This window comes from Micromonospora sp. NPDC049048, from assembly GCF_043197615.1.
Classification (GTDB): Bacteria; Actinomycetota; Actinomycetes; order Mycobacteriales; family Micromonosporaceae; genus Micromonospora.
Genome location: NZ_JBICTM010000007.1, coordinates 332,419 through 352,436, shown reverse-complemented (window position 1 = coordinate 352,436; position 20,018 = coordinate 332,419). Strand labels below are relative to the sequence as shown.

Here is a 20,018-nt window from a genome sequence, read left to right as displayed (position 1 = left end):
GTCGGCAGCCTCGACCGCCAGCCCTCCTCCCCACCGAAGGACAGCGAATGTCAACGCCCCGCCGAGCGCCGCGGCTCGTCGTACTGGTCGCCAACGGCATCACCGGCGACTCCCGCGTCCAGAAGACCGCCATCGCCGCGGCCCGCGACGGCTGGGACGTGGTCCTGGTGGGCCGGAGCAGCCGTAAGAAGGGCGAGCCGGAGCGCTCCGCCATGGGGCCGATCCAGGTCATCCGGGTCCCGGTGCCGCAGACCCTGGCCCGCCGGCCCGCCCGGGAGCACAAGATCCGCCGTACGCTGACGCAGTTCGGCATTCCGGACAAGTCCGCGCTGGCCCGCTACCGCGCCTCGCACCAGGCCTGGCTCCGGTCGCAGACGGCGAAGCGCAAGCCTCCGCCGCGCGCCTGGCTGCGGGCGCACGAGGCGGTCCACCAGTTCCGGCTGCGGGCCTGGGGTTGGGAACAGTTCCACAGCACCCAGCCGCTGCCGCCGACCGGCGACTGGCGGACCGACTGGCCGACGCTGCTCGACATCGACCTGGCGTTCGGGCCGGTGCTGGAGGAACTGGCGCCGGACGTCATCCACGCCAACGACATCAACACGATCCCGACCGCGGCGATGAGTGCCGCGCGGCTGCGGGCGCGCGGGCGCGGCTGCGTCTGGCTCTACGACGCCCACGAGTACGTGCAGGGCGTCGCCTGGCCCAAGCCGCAGCAGGCCAGCGGCGTACGGGCCGCCGAGCGGGAGTTCATCGGCCGGGCGGACGCGGTGGTCACCGTCTCCGAACAGATCGCGGAGAAGCTGCAGACCGAGTACGGGCTGCCGAAGACCCCGCTGGTGGTGGGCAACTCGCCGGTGCGCGACGGCATCCGCAGCGGTGCCGTGACCGCCTCGGTACGGGAGCGCGCCGGCGTCGCCGAGGGCGTGCCGCTGATGGTGTACGCGGGCTGGATCGGCAAGGAACGCGGGCTGGACACCGTGATCGCGGCCCTGCCCCAGCTGCCGGAGCACCACCTGGCCCTGGTCAGCGGGCGGATGACCCCGCTGCTGGAGGAACTGCTCGCCCGGGCCGAGGCGACCGGCACGCGGGGCCGGGTGCACGTGGTCCCCTACGTCGCGCCGTACGAGGTCGCCGACTACCTCAGCTCCGCCGATCTCGGCCTGATCCCGTTCCAGCGCACCCCGAACTGCGAGTTGTCCCTGCCGACCAAGGTCTCCGAGTACCTGCACGCCGGCCTTCCCCTGGTGACGAGCGACGTGCAGGTGGTCCGGGCGTTCGTCGAGGGGCACGACATCGGCGAGACGTTCACCTCGGGCGACGTGGCGGGCTTCGTGGAGGCGGTACGCCGGGCCACCGCCCGCCGGGCCGAGTTGGCCGCGCACATCACCGAGCCGATCCTCGACGACCTGTCCTGGGAGCGGCAGAGCAGCAAGCTGCTCCAGCTCTACCGGGACCTCTCGGGCGTCGCACCGGCCGGTCCGCGCGAGGTGCCGTGGACGGTGCAGGAGCGTCCGGTCGCCGCGCCGTCGACGGGCACCGCCGAGCGGCGGCCCCTGGAAGGCTGGCGTGAACTCGGCGACACGCCGATCCGCCTCGGTCTCGGCCCGGCCAACTACGCCGGCCAGGCCGCCGCCTTCGCCAGGGCGATCTGCCGGGACAACGCCGACGTGTCGGTGCAGGTGGTGATGAACAAGCTGCCCGGCTCGTTCGACTACCCGGCGGACATCTACCTCGACTCCCTGCGCCAGCCGGAACTCGACTTCCAGATGGAGCAGCTCAACCGGGTGCTCAGCCAGTACACCCACGTGCTGGTCGACGCGTTCATGCCGCTGTTCGGCCAGCTCAACGGCGACAACATCGAAGGTGACCTGCCGGCGCTGCGCAAGGCCGGGATCAAGGTCGCGCTGCTGGCGCACGGCAGCGAGATCCGGCACCCGGACCGGCACCAGCAGCGGCACGAGTTCTCCCTGTTCCGGGACGCGCCCGACGGGATCGCGGCGAAGCTGCGGAAGAAGGCCGAGCGCAACCGCCGGGTGGCCGAGGAGTGCGGGCTGCCGGCCTTCGTGACCACGCCGGACCTGCTCGAGGACCTGCCGTGGGCGACGTGGGCCCCGCTGGTGGTGGACGTCGACGCCTGGGCCTGCGACCGGCCGGTGATGCAGCGGCCCCGACCGCTGGTGCTGCACGCGCCGTCCAAGCGGTGGACCAAGGGCACCGACCGGATCCTGCCGGCGATGCAGGCCCTGCACGACCGGGGCGTCATCGAGCTGCGGCTGGCCGAGGGGGTCGCCTGGGCGGAGATGCGGGAGTTGGTCCGCGACTGCGACCTGGTGCTCGACCAGTTCACCACGGGCAGCTTCGGCACCTTCGCCGTCGAGGCGATGGCGGCCGGCAAGCCGGTGGTGGCCTACCTCAGCGAGCAGGTCACGAAGACCGTCGGTGGTGACCTGCCGATCGTCAACGCCACCCCGACCAGCCTCACCGGGGTCGTCGAGTCTCTGCTCGACGACCGGGACGCGACCGCCAAGATCGGCCTCGCCTCCGCCCAGTACGCCCGCACCTACCACGACGGCACGTGGACGGCCCGCCAGCTCACCTCGTTCCTCGGCTGAGCCGACGCGGTCCGACGGCCGCCCGCCTCCCGCTTCGGCGGATGGAGGCGGGCGGCCGTCGGCCGTGGTGGCCCTGCCCGACCGACGGCGACGGCCCGGACGATCGGAATCGTCCGGGCCGTCGATGCCGGCCGGGCCGTCGAAGGCGGGGGCCCTCGACGCCGGGCGCCGTCGGTGCCAGCGGTCAGAAGACCGCCCGCACGTACGGGATCCGGGCCGCCACCATCGAGACGGCGAAGGAGATCACCAGCACGGCCGGGTAGGTCAACCCGATGACCTCCAGCGACCGCCCGGCCTTCACCTCCGGAATCAGCTGCCGGAAGACCTCGAAGACGAGCAGGTGGATCAGGAACACCCCGAACGAGGCGTCGGAGAGGCGGGTCACCAGGCGGCCCACCGCGGGGCGCCAGGTGATCCGGGACCCGATGCTCACCGAGGCCATGAAGATCAGCAGGGTGGCGGCGGCGACCAGCGTGCCGGTCGCCATCACCGGGAAGGTGGCCTGGAGCAGGCGGTGCTGGGGCGCCACCCCGAACTGCCAGATCGCCTCGGCCAGCAGCAGGCCGGCGCCGATCAGGGCGAGCACCGTCCAGAGGCGGTTGAGCACCACCCGGCGCAGGGCCCAGCCGGCGATGAAGAAGCCGACGTACGGCCACCAGCGGTTCCAGCTGGTCAGGATGTTCGGCCGGGAGTCGCCGAGCATGAGGGCGATGCCCGGGATCATGTAGGCGACCATGGTCCAGCCCAGCGCGACCCCGGCGGTGATCAGCGCCCGGTGCCGCCCGCCGGCGTGCAGGAACGGCGCGATGACGGGCGCGAGCACGTAGAGCCCGGCGATCAGCCACAGGAAGTACAGCGCGGTGAAGACCTTGCCGTCGATCAGCAGGCGGGTCAGCAGGGTGAGGCTCACCTCCTCGCCCCGCATCGCCATCCGCACCACGACCACGTACACCACGTGCCAGACGATCATGGCAGGGAGGATCCGGGCGAAGCGCTTGCGGTAGAACGCGGCCGGGCCGGCCCGGTGTGCCCGCGGATCGAGCACGAACGCCCCGCTGATCATGATGAACGCGGGCACGGTCCAGATCGCCCCGATGTCGATCGCCGTGGCCACCCACCAGCCGAGGTTGCCGCGCAGGTCGTCCTGGCCGACGATGACGCCGAAGACGTGGATGGCCACCACGCCGCAGATCGCCACGACCCGCAGCGCGTCCAGCCCGTACTCGCGTGGCGGTGGTCCGCCGGCCCGGCTCTCCGGGACCGTGGTGGCGGCGGCGTCCGACCGGTGCGGGGTCGGTGACGATGCGGGGCCGGCCTCGGCGGCCGGCGCGACGTTGACAGGGTGGGAGGCGGTCACCGGGCCATGCTAGTGCCCCGGGCCGCCCCGTCGACCGCCCCGCCGCGGCCGGAGCGAGGCGCCCCTGCGGTGCCGCCGTGGCGGACCGGGCAGCTCCGACGCGGGCGCCGTCCGGGTCCTCGGTGCGGGGCGGTGTTCGGGTCCTCGGTGGGGCGCCGTCGAAGCCGTACACTCGCCGGGGCCCGACGGGCCGTACAGAACGAGGAGGCACCATGACCGACGGCGCCGCCGGACCGGCCGCCCCCGCCACCCGGGGCCGGGTGGTCATGCTCGTGGACAACGGCGTCGAGGGCGACTCCCGGGTGCAGAAGACCGCCGCCTCGGCCGCCGAGGCCGGCTGGGAGGTGGTCCTGCTGGGCCGCTCGGCCACCGGCAAGGCGCAGAAGTGGCAGCTCGGCGGGGCCGAGGTCCGGCTGCTGCCGATGACCACCTCGCTCGCCCGGCCGCCGCACGAGTACCGCCGCCACTGGGTGCGCGGCCCGCTGGCCTACCCGCCCACCGGGATCGCGGCCCGCCGCGAGCAGGAGGTGCGCGCCCGCCGCGCCGACCTGGAGGCGCGCCTCGGCGCGCTGAGCGAGGCCCACGGCGAGCGGCGCTCCTCCGCCGGGCTGGCACTGAGCCGGCAGCTGCTGCGCGGCGAGCTGCTGGCGACGAAGGTGTCGCGTCGCTGGGTGTCGCTGCGGCGCCGCCAGCTCAGCCGGGCCCAGGAGGTACGCAAGGGCCTGGCCACCCCGGTGGACCGGCTCTACACGCGGTTCTGGCAGACGGTCGCCGGCGACCGCGCCTGGCGGCGGCTCGACCCGGCGCTGTGGGACTTCGAGCTGGCCTTCGGGCCGGTGGTCGACAAGCTGCGGCCGGATCTGATCCACGCCAACGACTTCCGGATGCTGGGGGTCGGCGCGCGGGCCAAGCTGCGGGCCGCCGCCAAGGGCCGGCGCGTCGCGTTGGTCTGGGACGCCCACGAGTTCCTGCCCGGCATCCGGCGCTGGAACGACAGCCCCCGGTGGCTGCCGGCCAACACGGCGCACGAGCGGGAGTACGCCCCGTACGCCGACGCGGTCCTCACCGTCTCCGACGGACTGGCCGATCTGCTGCGCGAGCGGCACGGGCTGCCCGAGCAGCCCACCGTCGTGCTGAACACCCCGAGCAGCGCGGACGCGGCGGGCGGCGGCGACGGGGTGCCCGACATCCGCGAGCTGTGCGGGATCGGGCCGGACGTCCCGCTGCTGGTCTACAGCGGAGCCGCCGCCGAACAGCGGGGCCTCGGTATCATGGTCGAGGCGCTCACCGAACTACCCGACGCCCACGTGGCGCTGGTGGTGCCCCGACCGGCCGCCCCGTACGTGCAGGGGCTGGTGGTGCGGGCGGGGGAGTTGGGGGTGGCCGGTCGGGTGCATGTGTTGCCGTATGTGCCGCATCATCAGGTGGTGCCGTTCCTGTCGGGGGCTTCGGTGGGGGTCATTCCGATTCATCACTGGCCGAATCATGAGATCGCGTTGATTACGAAGTTTTTCGAGTATTCGCATGCGCGGTTGCCGTTGGTGGTGAGTGATGTGCGGACGATGGCGGAGACGGTGCGGTCGACGGGTCAGGGTGAGGTGTTCCGGGCGGAGGATGTGGGGGGACTTCGTGCGGGTGGTGCGGGGGGTGTTGGCGGATCCGGGGCGTTATCGGGAGGTGTACGGGCGTCCGGGGTTGTTGGAGTCGTGGACGTGGGAGGCGCAGGCGCGGGTGCTCGACGGCGTCTACTCCCGACTGCTGCCGGACCACCCGCCCGCCCCGACGCGGGGACCGGCGACCGGGCCCGCACCTGATTCCCCGCGGCAGCTTCCGGTCTGACCGACGCGTCGGATTCGCGGCGGCGAACCCGCTGGAGCCGGCGGCGACGGGCCCGGGACCGGCTCGGACCGGGGCGGTGACGAGGCCCGGACCGGGCGGCGACGCGCCCCGGCGCGATGGCGCCGTGGAGCGTGTCGCGATGAGTAGGATCGGGCACCGTGACCGCAGCGCACCCCCCGGCGAACGACCTGTCCACCGACACCGCCGAGGGGGGCGCCCCGGCTGCTCCGCCCCGGGAGACCCGCCGGCGCCGGCCCGACCTCGTCGCCGTGCTCGCCCTGCTCGCCGGCGCGCTCTGGGTGACCGCCCGGGGCTGGCGTGACGTGTACGGCCGGGTGCTGGGCGCGCAGCCGGCGGACCAGGACTTCAACGAGTGGATGCTGGCCCACGCGGCGCACGCCGTGGCCAACCTGGAGAACCCGTTCTTCACGAGGTTGCAGAACGCGCCCGACGGCGTGAACCTGATGACGAACGTGGGCATCCAGCTGCCCGGCGTCCTGCTCGCGCCGGTCACCCTGCTCGGCGGCGCCGCGCTGTCGTATCTGGTGCTGATGACCCTCAACCTGGCCGGCACCGGGCTCGCCTGGTACTGGGTGCTCTCCCGGCACGTGGTCGGCAACCGTGCGGCGGCGCTGGTCGGCGCCGCCTGCTGCGCCTTCGCGCCGGCCCTGGTCTCGCACAGCAACGGTCACCCGCACATCACCGCGCAGTGGCTGATCCCGTTCATCGTGTGGCGGGTGGCCCGGCTGACGCGTGGCGGGCGTCCGCTGCGGGACGGGCTCATCCTCGGCGCGCTGATCTCCGCGCAGTTCTTCGTCAGCGTCGAGATCCTCTTCATTCTCGCCCTGGCCTGCGTGATGGCGCTGCTGGGCCATGTGCTGTTCCGGCCCCGGGCGGCGTGGGCCGCGGCTCCCCGGGCGCTGGCGGTGCTGGCTGTGGCCGGCGTACTGACCCTGCTGGTGACGGCGTACCCGCTCTGGATGCAGTTCCTCGGCCCGCAGCACCGCAGCGGGCACCCCACCGATCCCGACAAGTACGCGCTGCGGCTCGCCTCCTACTTCAGCTACGCGACCGAGTCGCTCGCCGGCGGCCCGCAGGGCGACCGCCGGCTGGCCGCCAACGTGACCGAGGAGGCCAGCTTCTACGGCTGGCCGTTGGTGCTGGTGGCCGTCGCCGCGCTGGTCTGGCTGCGCCGGGAGCACCTGGTGCGGGTGCTGGGGTTCACGGCGGTGCTGGCCGCGCTCTTCTCGCTGGGCAACACGATCAACTGGGCGGTCCGCGGGCCCGGTGTGCCCGGCCCGTTCCGCCTGTTGAACGGCCTGCCGGTGGTCGACGCGATGGTGGTGGCCCGGTTCGCGCTGATCACCACGGCCGCCCTCGGGGTGCTCGTCGCGGTGGTGGTGGACCGGTTGCTCTCCGACCGGATGCCGACCCGGGTGGGCGTGGTCCCCGTCCGGCCGGTGGCCGCGGTGGTGCTCGCCGTGGCCCTGGTGCCGCTGCTGCCGACCCCGCTGCCGGCCGTGGGGCGCCCGGAGGTGCCCCGGTTCGTCACCGCCGGCGGATGGCGGGACCACGTCGCGCCCGGGCGGACGCTGGTGCCGGTGCCCGTGGAGAACATGACCTCGGTGCGCTGGGGCGCCGCCGCGGGCGTCGGCTTCGCCGTGCCGCAGGGCTACTTCCTCGGCCCGACCTCGCCCACCGACGACACCGGCCGGTGGGGGGTGGACCCCCGACCCACCGCCGTCCTGCTGACGGAGGTGGCCACGGGTGACCGCCCGGCGCCGGTCACCCTGACCCCCGCCGAACGCGCGCAGGCGGCGCTGGACGTCCGGCACTGGCGCGCGGACGCCGTGGTGCTGCCGCGGCATCCCCGCGCCGAGGCGCTCCGTTCGGCGCTGGACGCGTGCTTCGGCCCGGGCCGGCGCGTCGAGGACGTCTGGCTCTGGGACGTCCGTCCGTTGACCCGCTGACCGCCCGGGCGGTTCCTACTCCCGGGGCCGGCCCGGCGCGACCGTGGTGTCCGACGCGGGCGCCGGGTCGGGTCGGGCCGGCCTCCCCAGCAGCATGGCGAGGCCCACCACCACCGGCAGCCAGATGACCAGGATCAGCCGGTCGGCCTCGGACGGCTTCGGGTGGGCCACCAGCGTGAGCAGTCCGGTCGCTCCGGCCGTGGCGAAGAGCAGCGCGGCCCGGCCGGGCAGCGCCCGGAACAGGGCGGCGAAGCCGATCAGCAGCAGGGCCAGGAACGGCGAGGCGGCCAGCGGCGCACCCCCGTTCCACCAGGCGTTGAGCTGGGCGGGCCAGAACTCCCGGTTCAGCTCCACCAGGCGCGGCCACGGGTCGGGGACGTCCGGCCGGGTGAAGTGCACGGTGAACTTGTCCTGGAGCGTCTCCGCCGCGCCGGGGATGTCCAGCGCGGCGCTGAGGCCGAGCCAGACCGCCGTGGCCACGCCGCAGGCGGCGGTGAGCACGAGCAGTCCCGGTTCCCGACCGGCGCGGCGGCGCAGCAGGGTCAGCACGCCGAACACCCCCGTCAGCGCCGCCGACAGCAGCAGGCCGGTGGCCGGCCGGGTGACGGTCGAGGCGAGCAGCCCCGCCGCCACCACACCGCCGAGCAGCAGCCGCCCGCGGGTCGATCCGCCCGGCCGGAGCAGGGGCAGCGCGGCGCAGAGCGCGGCCAACGCGAACACCGTCGCGCCGGCCTCGGCCAGCAGCCGGCTCAACCAGAAACCGGTGGGCAGCAGGAAGAGCAGCGCGGTGGCCGCGAGCGAACTGAGCAGACCGCCGCCGAGCAGCCGGACCGCCAGGGCCGCCAACACGCCGGCCAGTACGGCGAGCGCGGCGGTGACCAGCACCATCCCCCGTTCCCCGAAGACCAGCACGAACGGCGCCGCCATCAGCGAGTACCCGGGCCGGGTGGTGAAGATCCGCTGGTAGCGCGGCGGCATGCTGGCCGCCCATTGCCGGGTGGCGGTGACGCAGGAGACGCCCGGCCGAGGGCTCGGCATGCCCTGGCGGCAGACCAGCCGGGCGGCGAACCGGTCCGCCTCGGCGGACGGCGTGCCGGTCACGGTGGCCGCCTGCCGGGCGTACCAGTAGGTGTCCGGGTAGGCGTGCCTCGGCGCGGTCTCCCAGCGGCCCCACCACAGCACGCTGCCGAGCGCGGCGGCGGCGAGCAGGCCGAGCACCAGCCGGACGCGGGCCCGGCGGGCGTCGCGGGTGGCCGGAGCCGTGTCCGACGACGGGGCACCGAATGTTTGGTTACTCGACATCTCGCCCTACTTCCGGCGGAACGTATCCGGCTGACAGTTTCCTCGTGCACAGCGCGCAACGACGCGGCGGGCGCCGGGACGGACAGCGGGGAGGGTACGCTCCGGGGCGCGCGGAGGCGATGCCGACCCGCGCTTTCCCACAATCCATGGTGCGGGGGCGCCGGTCGGCGGTCTCGTACAATCGCTCGGGATCCGGGCCGGATGGACCCGGCCGGACGGCACCGGGCAGAGGCGGAGAAGCAGACGATGGGGCTGAACGGCGGCGCCGGCGCCCGGGGGCGTGTTGTCATGCTGGTCGACAACGGGGTCATCGGCGACTCCCGGGTACAGAAGGCCGCCCGCTCGGCCGCCGACGCCGGCTGGGAGGTCGTCCTGCTCGGCCGGACAGCCGCCGGGAAGTCCCAGAGCTGGCAGCTCGGCGACGCCGAGGTGCGCCTGCTGCCGATGCCCGAGCCGCTCGCCAAGCGCCGGCACGAGTTCCGCCGTTCCTGGCTGCGCTGGCCGCTGGCGTACCCGCCCACCGGAATCGCCGCGCACCGCAGCCAGGCGATGAAGGCCTGGCGGGCGGACCTGACCTTCCGCCGGGCGGAGCTGACGGTGGCCGCCCGCGACGGTGGGGCCGGCCGCCCGTCACCGCTGCGGTGGCACGCGCTGCGCGCGGAGGAGTTGGCCGCCGGAGTGACCCGTCGCTGGGTCTCGTTCCGCCACCGGCAGCTCACCCGGTCCCGGCGCGGCCGCAAGCGGCTGGACGGGCCGCTGGACCGGGCGTACACGAAGTTCTGGCAGGCGGTGCAGGGCGACGGCGCCTGGCGCCGGCTGGAGCCGGGGCTGTGGGACTACGAGCTGGCCTACGGCGCGACGATCGACGAACTCCGGCCGGACCTGATCCACGCCAACGACTTCCGGATGCTGGGGGTGGCCGCGCGGGCCAAGCTGCGGGCCGCCGCCAAGGGCCGCCGGATCGCGGTCGTCTGGGACGCCCACGAGTACCTGCCCGGCGTGCAGGCGTGGCGCGACAACGTCCGGTGGCTGCCCGGCAACATGGCCCACGAGCGGGAGTTCGTGCCGTACGCCGACGCGGCGACGACCGTCTCCGGCGGGCTGGCCGACCTGTTGCAGCAGGAGCACGGCCTGGCCGAGAGGCCCGAGGTGGTGCTCAACGCCCCCGCGCTGGCCGAGCTGCCCGGCCCCGACGACGAGCCGGCCCCGGACATCCGCCAGCTGTGCGGGATCGGGCCGGACGTCCCGCTGCTCGTCTACAGCGGCGTGGCCGCCGCACGGCGTGGCCTCGACGTCATGGTCGAGGCGCTGCCGCAGTTGCCCGACGCGCACGTCGCCTTCGTGGTCAACAAGCCCGACGCGGCGTACGTGCAGGGCCTGGTGGTGCGGGCGGGGGAGTTGGGGGTGGCCGGGCGGGTGCATGTGTTGCCGTATGTGCCGCATCATCAGGTGGTGCCGTTCCTGTCGGGGGCTTCGGTGGGGGTCATTCCGATTCATCACTGGCCGAATCATGAGATCGCGTTGATTACGAAGTTCTTCGAGTATTCGCATGCGCGGTTGCCGTTGGTGGTGAGTGATGTGCGGACGATGGCGGAGACGGTGCGGTCGACGGGTCAGGGTGAGGTGTTCCGGGCGGAGGATGTGGGGGACTTCGTGCGGGTGGTGCGGGGGGTGTTGGCGGATCCGGGGCGTTATCGGGAGGTGTACGGGCGTCCGGGGTTGTTGGAGTCGTGGACGTGGGAGGCGCAGGCGCGGGTGCTCGACGGCGTCTACTCCCGACTGCTGCCCGCCGGTTCCGGTGCCGGCGGTGACGACACCACGCCGGGCGCGGAACCACCGGCCCTGCGGGTCGGCGCGTGAGCACGCCCGACGTGACGGTGGTGACCGCCGTCTACAACACGATGCCGGACCTGACCCGGTGCCTGACCTCCCTCGTGGAGCAGACCATCGGGCTGGACCGGCTGGAGGTCGTCGCGGTCGACGACGGCTCCACCGACGGCAGCGGCGCGGAGCTCGACCGCTTCGCGGCGGCGTACCCGGGCACCGTGAAGGTGCTGCACCAGGCGAACTCGGGCGGCCCCGCGGCCCCCAGCAACCGCGCGCTCGACCACGCCACCGGCCGCTACGTCCTGTTCATCGGCGCCGACGACCACCTCGGGCCGGAGGCGCTGGCCCGGATGGTGGCCGCGGCCGACGAGTGGGGCTCCGACGTGCTGCTGGGCCGGATGGTCGGGGTCAACGAGCGCTACGTCCACCAGGCGATCTTCGAGAGCACCCGGGCCGAGGTGGACCTCTTCGCCTCCGCGCTGCCGTTCGCACTGTCGAACACCAAGCTGTTCCGGCGCGACCTGATCGAGAAGCACGCGCTGCGCTTCCCGGAGGACATGCCGGTCGGCAGCGACCAGCCGTTCACCCTGGAGGCCTGCCTACGGGCCGGGCGGATCTCGGTGCTCGCCGACTACGACTACTACTACGCGGTCAAGCGGCTGAACGCCGGCAACATCACCTACCGCAGCAACCACCTCGCGCGGCTGCGGGGCGTCGAGCGCATCGTCGACGTGGTGGCGGAGCTGATCGAGCCCGGCGAGCGCCGCGACGCGATCCTGTACCGGCACTTCACCTGGGAGATCGCCAAGCTGCTCCAGGACGACTTCCTCACGCTGGAGCCCGACGTCCAGGAGCAGGTCCGCGCGGGGGTGGCGAACCTGGCCCGCAAGCACCTCACCGACCGGATCCGGGACCAGCTGGGCGTCACCGCCCGGGTCCGCATCGGCGCCGCCTGGCTCGGGTCGCTCGCCGACCTGCGCGCGGTGATCAGGCAGGACGCCGAGGAGGGTCTGCCGCCCACGGTGGTGCAGGACGAGCGCTGGTACGCCCTGTACCCTGGCTTCGGTGACCCCCGTTCCGCCCTGTCGGAGGAGTGGTTCGAGGTCAGCCGGTCCGAGGCCAGGTGGCTCGCCCGGCTGGAGGCGGTCTCCGCGACCTGGTCTCCCGACCGGGGCGGGGAGAGGACGTTGACGGTCGCCGCGCGCAGCCCGTGGCCGGAGCTGGCCGAGCTCGCCGACGGCGGCCTCACCTTCAAGGTGGGTTCGGCCGACGGCACGGTCACCGGCCTGACGGAAGATCCGCTGGGCACGACCGTCCGGGTCTCGTTCCGGGCCGCGGACCTGCTCGCGGGCCTGCCGTCGGGCGGGCGGACCCGGACCGTCCGGGTCACCGCCGTGGTGGCCGGGAACAGCGGTTCCACCCCGCTGCGCGGGCCACGTCCGCCGGTGCGGCAGCGGGTGCTCCACCGACAGGGCGGACAGCTGTACGTCTTCACCACGACCACGAACCACAAGGGCCACCTGGTGATCGCCGTCTCGCCGGTGACGCTGCGCCGGGTGGTGGCCCGCCTGCGGCGCAGGCTTCCACTAGGAGGAAAGTAGTTTCCATGAACATCTGCGTCGTCGCGCTCGGGAAGATCGGACTGCCGCTCGCCGTGCAGTTCGCCACGAAGGGCCACCGGGTGATCGGTGCCGACGTCTCCGAGCGGGTCGTCGGGCTGGTCAACGACGGGGCGGTGCCCTTCCCGGGGGAGACCGACCTGGACGTCAAGCTCAAGGAGACCGTCGCCGCCGGGCTGCTGAGCGCCACCACCGACACCGCCGCCGCGGTCGCCGAGTCGGAGGCGGTCGTGGTGGTCGTGCCGCTCTTCGTGGACGCCGAGGGCGTGCCGGACTTCGGCTGGATGGACGACGCGACCCGCGCCATCGCCGCCGGGCTCAAGCCGGGCACCCTGGTCAGCTACGAGACCACGCTGCCGGTCGGCACCACCCGCAACCGCTGGGCGCCGATGCTCGAGCAGGGCTCGGGGCTGACCGCGGGCAAGGACTTCCACCTGGTGTTCAGCCCCGAGCGGGTGCTCACCGGCCGGGTCTTCGCCGACCTGCGCCGCTACCCGAAGCTCGTCGGCGGCATCGACGAGGCGTCGGCGGCGCACGGCGTGCGCTTCTACGAGGCGGTGCTGGACTTCGACGAGCGGCCCGACCTCGACCGTCCCAACGGCGTCTGGGACCTCGGCTCCGCCGAGGCGTCCGAGCTGGCCAAGCTGGCCGAGACGACCTACCGGGACGTCAACATCGGGCTGGCCAACCAGTTCGCCCGGTTCGCCGACACCGTCGGCGTGGACGTCACCAAGGTCATCGCGGCGTGCAACACCCAGCCGTACAGCCACATCCACCAGCCGGGCATCGCCGTCGGCGGGCACTGCATCCCGATCTACCCCCGGATGTACCTGTGGAACGACCCGGCGGCCACCGTCGTCCGCTCCGCCCGGGAGGCCAACGCGGCCATGCCGGAGTACGCGGTGGACCTGCTCGCCGCCGCGTACGGCGACCTGACCGACGTCGGGGTGCTGGTGCTGGGCGCCGCCTACCGGGGCGGGGTCAAGGAGACCGCCTTCTCCGGTGTCTTCCCGACGGTGGAGGCGCTGCGGCGGCGGGGCGCCCGGCCCTACGTCTCGGACCCGATGTACACGGCCGAGGAACTCGCCGCGCACGGCCTGCCGCCGTACGACGGTGAGCCGCTCGGCGCGGCCGTGGTGCAGGCGGACCACGCGGAGTACCGCACCCTCAGCCCGGCCGACCTGCCCGGCGTGACCGTCCTGGTGGACGGCCGGCGGGTCACCGACCCGGCCCGCTGGACCGGCGTGCGGCGGGTGGTCATCGGCGGCTGACCCGCCGTCGCGTGTCACGGGGCTCCGGTCGACAACGGCCGGGGCCCCGTCGCGTCGGGCGGTACGGCTCCCGTGGCTGAACGCGCCGCCCGCCGCCTGACTGTGGGCTGCGCGACACCCCGGCAATACTCGAAGGACATGCCACGTTAAGGTCGCACCTGCCCGGATTCGCCGGTGATCGATAGGGGAGTGTGTCTTTGTTCAGCAAACTGCGCAGGCAGCCGGACGTCGGACTCATCGGCGCGCTACTGCTGTCGTACGCCGTCATGGTGCTGGCCGGGGCCCTCGGCTGGACGATCCCCTTCGCGGTCGCCGGCCTGGCCGTCGCCGCCGGTGAACTCACCCTGCTGCGCCGCCCGGCCGGCGCGGAGCTGCTGGAGAAGGCCGGTGTCGGGCAGCTCTACCGGCACCTGGCCCGGGACCTGGCGGTCGTCCTGCTGATCGTCACGGTGGTCCGTCCCGGCCCGACGGGCCTGGTCCTGGTCCTGCTGCTGCCCGCGGCGCTGCTGGCGCTCGCCCTCGGCACGGGGGTGCTGGCGCGGCTCGGCGAGCGCCGCGGCGCCGTCGCCTTCGTCCGCAACATCGACCTCAAGCGGTCCTCCGGGGCGCCGCGACCGCCGGCCTGGGCCGTCGCCGTCGAGGGCGACCGGCTGCCCCTGCTCAACCTGCTGCTGGTGCCCGCGGCCGTGGTCGCCGCGCTGATCGACGAGGTGATGCCGGTGGTGCTCACCGCGGCGCTCACCCTGCTGGCGGGCGCGGTCGTCGCCGCCGTGCTCGCGCTGACCTGGCTGCGCGGGCGTGGCCGGGCCACCTCGGCGCTGCCGGTGGTGCAGAGCTGGCTGGCCCGGGAGCAGCCGGACCTCGCGCTCTACTTCGCCGGCCCGGTCAAGGACGTCTACCAGGCCAACATGTGGCTCGCCCCGGTCGAGGCGACCGGCCGCCGGGCCGTGGTGCTGATGCGCCAGGAGGAGGCGTTCCGGGCGCTCGCCGACACCCGCCTGCCGGTGATCTGCGTACCCGCCGGCACCGACTTCATGAACCTCGAACTGGGCAGCCTCCGGGCCGCCCTCTACGTGGCGAACGTGGGCGCCAACATCCACCTGCTGCGCGAGCCGGGCGTGAAGCACGTCTTCGTCGGCCACGGCGACAGCGACAAGCAGGCCAGCGTCAACCCCTACAGCAAGGTGTACGACGAGGTCTGGGTGGCCGGTCCGGCGGGGCGGGAACGCTACGCCCTGAGCGGCGTCGGCGTGCTCGACCGCGACATCGTCGAGGTCGGCCGGCCGCAGCTGGCCGGCGTGCACACCTTCGGCGCCGAGGCCACCGGCCGGCCGTTCACCGTGCTGTACGCCCCGACCTGGGAGGGCTGGCTGGAGGAGGAGGTCTACCACACCTCCGTGGTGCTGATGGGCGAGCGGATCGTCGCCGGTCTGCTGGCCACCCCCGGGGTGCGGGTGATCTACAAGCCGCACCCGCTCACCGGCAGCCGGTCGGCCAAGGCGCGGGCGGCCAACGACCGGATCGTCCGCCGGATCCGCGCCGCCGGCGGGCACACCGACGCGACCTCGCTGACCGGCGACGCGCACCTCGTGGTCACCGGCCGCGCGCCGGGGCTGTTCGACTGCTTCAACCAGACCGACCTGCTGGTCAGCGACATCTCCAGCGTGGTCTCGGACTTCATGCAGAGCCAGCGGCCGTACGTCGTGGCCAACCCGGCCGGGCTGCCCGAGGACGAGTTCCGCCACCGGTACCCGACCGCCCGGGCCGCGTACCTGCTCGGTGTCGACTGCGGCGAGCTGGCGAAGATCGTCGCGGTCACCCGGGCCGGTGGCGACCCGATGACCGAGGCACGTCGGGAGCTGAAGACGTACCTGCTGGGCCCGGACGAGCCGAACCCGATGGACCGGTTCCGGGCGGAGATCGACCGGCTCTGCGGCTGAGGCGTCGGGGCGGGGGCGGTGTCCGGTCGGTGCCGGGCGCCGCCCCCGCGTGCGTTCAGCCCCGCTGCGGCGGGTTGTCGACGTCCCGCGAGACGACCTCGCCGCGCTCGTCGACCCAGCCCTTCGGGCGCGCCGGGTTGCCGGCGACGAGCTGGTACGGCGCCACGTCCCGGGTCACCACGGAACCGGCGGCGATCATCGCGTACTCGCCGACCTCGATGCCGCAGACCAGGGTGGCGTTGGCGCCGATCGAGGCCCCCCGGCGGACCAGGGTCGGGGTGATCGTCCAGTCCGGATTCTGCGCCCGGGGCCGGAAGTCGTTGGTGAAGACCGCACACGGGCCGACGAAGACCTCGTCCTCGATGGTGACGCCCTGGTAGACCGAGACGTTGTTCTGGATCTTGACCAGGTCACCGACCGTCACGCCGGCGTCGACGTACACGTTGCGGCCGATGACGCAGCCGGCGCCGATCTGCGCCGAGGACCGGACGTGGGCCAGGTGCCAGACCTTGGTGCCGTCGCCGACGCGGGCACCCTCCTCGACGTCGGCCGTCGGGTGGACGAAGACGGAGGCGGGCGTGGAACTGCTGTCAGTCATGTGTCAACTCGTTCGGTTCGGGGAGGGATGGGCTCGGCGGGTAGCATAGCCAGCCGCTCAGTCGAGCAACGCCGCCACCGCGTCGGCGGCCGGCACGTCCGCCGGCAGCGCGTGGGCGGCCACCACGGCCGGCACCGGCAGCGGCCCGTACAGGTGCGGGAAGAGCGCCCCGTCGCGCGACGGTTCCCAGCGCAGCGCGTCGCCCAGCCGCTGCGGGTCCACAGTCAGCAGGGTCAGCCCGGTGGCGCCGGCGAAGTACCGCCGGGCCGTCTCGACCACCTGGTCGGCGCCGGAGAGGTGGACGAACCCGGACTGCCGGTCCATCGCCGTGCCGTCGAAGTGGCCGGCGGCCAGCGCGTCGTCCCACTCGACGGTGGCGAGCAGCTTGTAGATCACTCCGGCAGCCTACGCGCGGTGACGGCCGGTCGGCGCGGGACGGGCCTCCCGCTGCGGGCGTACTTCTGCCACGATTCTGGTCGACACACGACGAACGGGGGGCCAGGGTGCGCATCCTGCTGGTCGAGGACGACCGCCGGGTGGCCGCCGCGCTCTCCTCCGCCCTCACCCGGCGGGGGTACGACGTGGAGCACGCCGCGACGGTCGCCGCCGCCCTCAGCGCCGCCCCCTGCGATCTGGTGCTGCTGGACCTGACCCTGCCCGACGGGGACGGCACCGACCTGTGCCGGGAGCTGCGGCGGCGCAGCAGCCAGCTCGGCATCATCGCGGTGACCGCCCGTGGCGAGGAACGCGACCGGGTGCTCGGCCTGCGGCTCGGCGCGGACGACTACGTGGTCAAGCCCTTCTCGATGACCGAGCTCCAGGCGCGCATCGAGGCGGTGCTGCGCCGGGCGGCGCACACGGCGCCGGAGCGCAGCCTGATCGAGGTGGGGCCCGTACGCGTCGACGTGACCGCGCGGACGGTCACCGTCGACGGCCGGCCGGTGGCGCTGACCCGCAAGGAGTTCGACGTCCTGCTCTCCCTGGCCCGGCAGCCCGGCGTGGCGGTCGCCCGGGAGCGGATCCTGCTCGACGCCTGGGGTACCACCTGGGGAGACGGGCACATGGTCGAGGTGCACGTCGGATCGCTGCGTGGCAAGCTGGGCGACTCCGGTCTGGTGGAGACCGTACGCGGGGTCGGCTACCGGCTGCGCGGCGAGTGAGAGGGACGCCGTGCGACGTCGGTTGGTGATCAGTTACCTGCTGCTGATGGTGCTGGTCCTGATGGCGCTGGAGACCCCGCTGGCGATCACCCTGGCCACCCGCGAGACCGACCGGGTACGCGCCGACCGGCTCGCCGACGCCACCCGGTTCGCCTCGCTGGCCGGCCCGGCGCTGCGCGGCGGTCCCCCCGGCCCGCTCGCCAACGAGCTGCGCAGCTACGACGCCCTGTACGGCATCGGCGCGGCGGTGGTCGACCGTGAGCGGGGGACGGTGGCGGCCTCCGGGACCTGGCGCCTGGCCCCGGGCTCCCGGGAGGCGTTGGACATGGCGCTCTCCGGCCAGCAGGCCAGCGGGCCGGACTCGGTCTGGCCGTGGGTCGACGGGCCGATCGTGGTGGCGGTGCCCATCAACGACGGCGGCGAGGTGCTCGGCGCGGTGGTCATCACCACCCCCGCGGATTCGGTCCGGCGGACCGTGACCGTGTGGTGGCTGGTGCTGGCCGGCACGGGCCTGCTCGCCGTACTGGCCTGCGTGCTGACCGCGTTCGGGCTGGCCGGCTGGGTGCTGCGCCCGGTCACCGAGCTGGACGCGGTCACCCACGAGATCGCCGAGGGGGACCGTGGCGCGCGGGTGCAGCACCGCCTCGGCCCGCCGGAGCTGCGCCGCCTGGCGACGAGCTTCAACCACATGGCCGACGTCGTCTCCGACGTGATGGACCGGCAGCGGGCGTTCGTCGCGCACGCCAGCCACCAGCTGCGCAATCCGCTGACCGCGCTGCGGCTGCGGGTGGAGGAGCTGGGACCGAGCCTGACCGACGCCGACGGGCGGGCCGAGCACCAGCTGGCCCTGGAGGAGACCGACCGGCTGGCCCTCGTGCTGGACGCGTTGCTGACCCTGGCCCGCGCCGAGCGGCGGGAGAACCAGCGGGTCACCGTCGACGCGGCGGCCGTCGCCATGTCCCGGGTCGCCGCCTGGGAGCCGCTCGCCCGGCACCACCGGATCACTCTCCGGCTCGTGACCGAGGCCGCCCCGGCGTACGCGCGGACCGTGCCCACCGCCATCGACCAGGCACTCGACGCGCTGATCGACAACGCGGTGAAGTTCAGCGACGCCGGTGGGGTGGTGACGGTGACCGTCCGGCGTCACGACGACGGGATCGCGCTGGAGGTCCGCGACACCGGCCCGGGCATGACGGCGAGCCAGCTCGGGCAGGCGACCGAGCGGTTCTGGCGGGCGCCGGAGGTGCAGAACGTCGACGGGGCCGGCCTGGGCCTCACCATCGTCGCCGTGCTGGTGGACGCCTCGGACGGGCGGCTCACCATGCACGGGGGCGAGCCGCGCGGCCTCGTCGCGGGCCTCTGGTTCCCCGCTCCCGCCGACGCCGCTCCCGCCGACCCCGGTGCCGACGGCCCGGACCGCGCCGATCCGGCTCCCGGAGCCCCCGCTCCCGGCGACCCGGCTCTCGCCGACGTCGGTTCCGGCGACTCCACTTCGGCGAGTTGAGGGCCGGGCGGGACGCCGGCCGGTGACGCCGGAGACCTGCGGTCAGGGTTTGGCGGCGCGGTACCAGTCGGCGGCGCCCGGGTGCAACGGCAACGGGGCGGTGGCGATCGCCGACCGGGGACTCATCCGCCCGGCGGCCGGATGCGCGGCGGCCAACTCCTGGCGGCGCTCCATGAGCAGCCGGGTCACCTCCCGGATCAGCGGCGCCGGCAGGTCGGCCCGGACGATCAGGAAGTTCGGGTTGGCCACCGTGGTCACCGGGTCCGTGCCGTAGACGGAGCGGGGGATGTCCCGGGAGACGTAGACCTCCGGGTTGCTCTCGCGCAGCGGCCCGGTCCATTCGCCGAGGTCGACGATCCGCGTCGCGCTGACGTCGGTGAGCTGCTCCACCGCCCGGACCGGCAGCCCGCCGGAGAAGAAGAAGGCGTCGATCGTGCCGGCCCGCAGCGCCGCGACCGAGTCGTCGAGGCCGAGCCGCTCCTGGTGCACCCGGTCACCGCCCAGCCGCGCCACCTCAAGCAGCCGGACGGCGGTGATCTCGGTGCCGGACCCGGGCGCCCCCACGGACACCCGCCGGCCGCGCAGGTCGGCCAGGGTGCGGATGGAACCACCGGCGGTCGTGATCAGGTGCAGCAGGTCGTCGTAGACCCGGGCGACCGCGACCACGGACGGGTGCGCCGCGGGCGCCGCCGGCAGCACGTCGGCCTGGGTGAAGCCCAGCTCGGCCTTGCCGGCACCGACCAGCTGGACGTTCTCCGCCGACGCGGCGGTCACCACCACACTGGCCCGGACGTCCGGCAGCTCCCGGTTGAGCAGGGCGGCCAGCGACTGCCCGAAGGCGTGGTAGACGGCCGTCGGGCTGCCGGTCGCGATCCGGATCTGCACCGGTGGATCGGGGGCGTTCCGGCAGCCGACCAGGCCGGGCGACGTGACCAGCAGCAGCAGCGCCAACAGCGCCGGCGGGCGGAGCGGGCGCAGGCGGGCACGGCGGAACCTGGTGGTACTCACGCGCTGCACTC

At 73.9% G+C, this 20,018-nt stretch carries 13 protein-coding genes and 1 pseudogene; 9 read left to right on the top strand and 5 right to left on the bottom strand.

The window, feature by feature from the left end; genetic code table 11:
- The first annotated feature begins 47 nt into the window (after positions 1-47).
- Positions 48-2,612: a glycosyltransferase gene (locus ACGFIG_RS23540; RefSeq protein WP_393006169.1), complete on the top strand. Its 2,565-nt coding sequence runs from the start codon at positions 48-50 to the stop codon at positions 2,610-2,612.
- Positions 2,613-2,796: 184 nt separating this feature from the next.
- Here the strand turns inward: ACGFIG_RS23540 and ACGFIG_RS23535 are convergent, their stop codons facing one another.
- Entirely contained in the window at positions 2,797-3,969 is a 1,173-nt protein-coding gene (locus ACGFIG_RS23535; protein WP_393006167.1) for an acyltransferase, read from the bottom strand.
- A 266-nt stretch (positions 3,970-4,235) separates the two neighbouring features.
- On the opposite strand from ACGFIG_RS23535, the pseudogene ACGFIG_RS23530 reads away from it, so the two are divergent.
- Positions 4,236-5,808 (top strand): annotated as a pseudogene (locus tag ACGFIG_RS23530) (glycosyltransferase family 4 protein).
- 158 nt (positions 5,809-5,966) lie between these two features.
- Complete coding sequence (locus ACGFIG_RS23525; RefSeq protein WP_393006165.1) at positions 5,967-7,778, top strand: hypothetical protein; 1,812 nt, start codon at positions 5,967-5,969, stop codon at positions 7,776-7,778.
- A gap of 15 nt (positions 7,779-7,793) precedes the next feature.
- Here ACGFIG_RS23525 and ACGFIG_RS23520 read toward each other — a convergent pair whose 3' ends face one another.
- Complete coding sequence (locus ACGFIG_RS23520) at positions 7,794-9,080, bottom strand: hypothetical protein (protein ID WP_393006163.1); 1,287 nt, start codon at positions 9,078-9,080, stop codon at positions 7,794-7,796.
- A gap of 288 nt (positions 9,081-9,368) precedes the next feature.
- Here ACGFIG_RS23520 and ACGFIG_RS23515 point away from each other — a divergent pair, with 288 nt between their 5' ends.
- The 4 genes from ACGFIG_RS23515 (at position 9,369) to ACGFIG_RS23500 (ending at position 15,737) form a co-directional block, all read left to right on the top strand.
- Positions 9,369-10,940 (top strand): glycosyltransferase family 4 protein, encoded by a 1,572-nt coding sequence (locus ACGFIG_RS23515; protein ID WP_393006326.1) that lies wholly within the window; start codon positions 9,369-9,371, stop codon positions 10,938-10,940.
- Positions 10,937-12,508 (top strand): glycosyltransferase family 2 protein, encoded by a 1,572-nt coding sequence (locus ACGFIG_RS23510; RefSeq protein WP_393006161.1) that lies wholly within the window; start codon positions 10,937-10,939, stop codon positions 12,506-12,508. The genes ACGFIG_RS23515 and ACGFIG_RS23510 overlap by 4 nt, the downstream gene beginning before the upstream one ends.
- Before the next feature lie 5 nt (positions 12,509-12,513).
- Positions 12,514-13,797: a nucleotide sugar dehydrogenase gene (locus ACGFIG_RS23505; RefSeq protein WP_393006159.1), complete on the top strand. Its 1,284-nt coding sequence runs from the start codon at positions 12,514-12,516 to the stop codon at positions 13,795-13,797.
- A 197-nt stretch (positions 13,798-13,994) separates the two neighbouring features.
- Positions 13,995-15,737, top strand: coding sequence for a CDP-glycerol glycerophosphotransferase family protein (locus ACGFIG_RS23500; RefSeq protein ID WP_393006157.1), 1,743 nt, complete (start codon positions 13,995-13,997; stop codon positions 15,735-15,737).
- Between the two features lie 55 nt (positions 15,738-15,792).
- Here the strand turns inward: ACGFIG_RS23500 and ACGFIG_RS23495 are convergent, their stop codons facing one another.
- Together ACGFIG_RS23495 and ACGFIG_RS23490 are read right to left on the bottom strand one after the other, a co-directional pair.
- Positions 15,793-16,335 carry an acyltransferase gene (locus ACGFIG_RS23495; protein WP_393006155.1) on the bottom strand — a complete coding sequence of 181 codons (543 nt, stop codon included), beginning with the start codon at positions 16,333-16,335 and terminating at the stop codon, positions 15,793-15,795.
- 57 nt (positions 16,336-16,392) lie between these two features.
- The gene (locus ACGFIG_RS23490; protein ID WP_393006153.1) at positions 16,393-16,731 is read right to left on the bottom strand and encodes a DUF952 domain-containing protein; all 339 of its coding nucleotides are present in this window, start codon (positions 16,729-16,731) and stop codon (positions 16,393-16,395) included.
- A 107-nt stretch (positions 16,732-16,838) separates the two neighbouring features.
- Between ACGFIG_RS23490 and ACGFIG_RS23485 the strand changes: the two genes are divergently transcribed.
- Positions 16,839-17,495, top strand: coding sequence for a response regulator transcription factor (locus ACGFIG_RS23485; RefSeq protein ID WP_393006151.1), 657 nt, complete (start codon positions 16,839-16,841; stop codon positions 17,493-17,495).
- 10 nt (positions 17,496-17,505) lie between these two features.
- Positions 17,506-18,999: a sensor histidine kinase gene (locus tag ACGFIG_RS23480; protein WP_393006149.1), complete on the top strand. Its 1,494-nt coding sequence runs from the start codon at positions 17,506-17,508 to the stop codon at positions 18,997-18,999.
- Positions 19,000-19,041: 42 nt separating this feature from the next.
- On the opposite strand, the gene ACGFIG_RS23475 is transcribed toward ACGFIG_RS23480, so the two are convergent.
- Positions 19,042-20,016, bottom strand: a complete 975-nt coding sequence (locus ACGFIG_RS23475) for a TAXI family TRAP transporter solute-binding subunit (protein WP_393006147.1) — start codon at positions 20,014-20,016, stop codon at positions 19,042-19,044.
- Positions 20,017-20,018: the final 2 nt, after the last annotated feature.

Coding starts and splice junctions, on each gene's coding strand:
- ACGFIG_RS23520 (WP_393006163.1), bottom strand. CDS start 9,080: ATGTCGAGTAACCAAACATTCGGTGCCCCGTCGTCGGACACGGCTCCG.
- ACGFIG_RS23495 (WP_393006155.1), bottom strand. CDS start 16,335: ATGACTGACAGCAGTTCCACGCCCGCCTCCGTCTTCGTCCACCCGACG.
- ACGFIG_RS23515 (WP_393006326.1), top strand. CDS start 9,369: ATGCTGGTCGACAACGGGGTCATCGGCGACTCCCGGGTACAGAAGGCC.
- ACGFIG_RS23505 (WP_393006159.1), top strand. CDS start 12,514: ATGAACATCTGCGTCGTCGCGCTCGGGAAGATCGGACTGCCGCTCGCC.
- ACGFIG_RS23540 (WP_393006169.1), top strand. CDS start 48: ATGTCAACGCCCCGCCGAGCGCCGCGGCTCGTCGTACTGGTCGCCAAC.